The following is a 1428-nucleotide window of genomic DNA, read 5'->3' as shown; positions in this document are numbered from 1 at the left end:
CGCTGAAGCTGCCGGACATCGAGCACCTCGTATAACTTCGTATAATGTATGCTATACGAAGTTATTACGGATCGCGCACGCGTAGCCCGCGAGCAGCCCCGATTTCGCGAGTGCATAGGTGCCCGTGCACAGGCTGCCGAGCGGGATGCCCGAGCGCGCGAAGCGGCGCAGGGTCGACAGATGGGCGGGCGTGGTCGCGCGCTGTACGTCGACGCCGCCGCACACGAACACGATGTCGGGCTGTCCCGCGCATTCGGCCGGGCCCGTGTCGACCGTGAGGCCGTTGCTCGCCGTGACCGGGCCGCCGTCCGGGCTGATCACCGACCAGCGGTAGAGCGGCTGACCGCTCAGGTAGTTCGCCATCCGAAGCACCTCGATCGCATTGGTGAACGCGATCATCGTGAAGTTCGGTAACGGCATGAACGCGAAGTGGGACAGCGACGCTGTGCGGTCGGGCGACATGGGGAGCGTTCCTTGAATCTCTAATAGCTTTTGGCCCGGGGCACGGATCGGGCTGCGGTATTGTGTGAGCGAGTGCAACAAGCGTGCCATACGGCTAAACCCTAGCTCCATACGTTGTCTGGGCATCGGGCCGTTGTTGCACTGCACCGTATCCGGGAGACGCCGCACGCGAACGTGCGGCAAACGCACTGCCGGTGTGCGTGTCCATAGGTGAACAGCCCGCACCGTTTCCGGCGGTCATACCGAAAAGCACGACCGGTCACTTGTATAAAACGGACGTGCATGGCGGAAAAGGCAAAGAACGCGTCTAAATTCATCAATCCGCCGAAAATCCGAACGACAAGAATAGAGCCGTCGGCAGCCTTGCACTGGAAGCATGGGAAACCCAGGCACGGCGGGCCTTGAGCTTCGGTTGCAGCCCTTTATTCTTCGTCACGGACGCACTATGTCGAACACCCAGCCTTTCTTCTCGCAGCCCCTTGCCGAGCGCGACGCGCCGGTGCGCAGCGCCATCCTGAAGGAACTCGAGCGTCAGCAGTCGCAGGTCGAGCTGATCGCGTCGGAAAACATCGTGTCGCGCGCCGTGCTCGAGGCGCAGGGCTCGGTGCTGACCAACAAGTACGCGGAAGGCTATCCCGGCAAGCGCTACTACGGCGGCTGCGAATTCGCCGATGAAGTCGAGGCGCTCGCGATCGACCGCGTGAAGCAGATCTTCAACGCCGGCTATGCGAACGTGCAGCCGCACTCGGGCGCGCAGGCGAACGGCTCGGTGATGCTCGCGCTGGCGAAGCCGGGCGACACGGTGCTCGGCATGTCGCTGGATGCCGGCGGCCACCTGACGCACGGCGCGAAGCCGGCGCTGTCGGGCAAGTGGTTCAATGCCGTGCAGTACGGCGTGAACCGCGACACGCTGCGCATCGACTACGACCAGGTCGAGGCCCTTGCCCACGAGCACAAGCCGAACCT

2 pseudogenes are annotated in these 1428 nt (G+C 63.4%); one reads left to right on the top strand and one right to left on the bottom strand.

From position 1 onward, the window contains the following. Positions 1–69: 69 nt before the first annotated feature. Positions 70–552: pseudogene (locus JMF90_RS36960) on the bottom strand (AraC family transcriptional regulator); the annotation flags it as partial. A 355-nt stretch (positions 553–907) separates the two neighbouring features. On the opposite strand from JMF90_RS36960, the pseudogene glyA reads away from it, so the two are divergent. Further along, a pseudogene (gene glyA, locus JMF90_RS36955) lies at positions 908–1428 on the top strand (serine hydroxymethyltransferase); the annotation flags it as partial.

This window comes from Burkholderia sp. E168m23, assembly GCF_016586125.1.
In the GTDB taxonomy this organism is placed as follows: Bacteria; Pseudomonadota; Gammaproteobacteria; order Burkholderiales; family Burkholderiaceae; genus Burkholderia; species Burkholderia orbicola.
The sequence above is the reverse complement of the archived record's forward strand: the minus strand, read 5'-3'. Positions and strand labels throughout refer to the sequence as shown.